At 66.5% G+C, this 534-nt stretch carries 1 protein-coding gene; it reads right to left on the minus strand.

Annotated elements, in window-relative coordinates:
* The coding region (locus AC1DWF_RS38145; RefSeq protein WP_476843593.1) for an NAD(P)-dependent oxidoreductase at positions 1 to 534 on the minus strand (534 nt) is incomplete at both ends.

Below are 534 nucleotides of genomic sequence, written 5' to 3' on the forward strand. Positions count from 1 at the left end.
GCTTCATGCCGGCGAGGAATTCCGCGTTCACCATGCCGCGATTCTCGGCATTGGAGGGGCAGTGGACGGTCACCCAATCGGCCTGCGCCAGGCCTTCCTGCAGCGTCTTCACGTGGCGGAAGCCCGCGCCCTTCACCGTGTTCATGGGCACGGCAGGATCGCAGATGACCACATCCATGCCGAAGGCCGCGCAGAGCCGCGCGACGCGTCCGCCGATGCGGCCGAAGCCCACCACGAGGACCGTCATGCCCGAGAGGTCCCAGGTCACGGGCGCCTCGGTGGTGCTCCATTTGAAATCGCGGGTATTGGCGTCGTAGGCCTTGGTGCCGCGGGCGATGTTGAGCATCAGCATCATCGCGTGCTCGGCCACGCTGAGAGCGTTGGCATCCGCCGTGACGGTGAGGGGAATGCCGCGCTTGCTCAGCTCCGGCACGTTCACCGCGTCGTAACCGACGCCATGGCGCGCGACGATCTGCAGCTTCGGCGAGAAGGACAGGAAGTCGGAGTCGATCGGCGTGCCGCGGACGATGATCG

The organism is Aminobacter sp. P4_D5 (genome assembly GCF_056401815.1).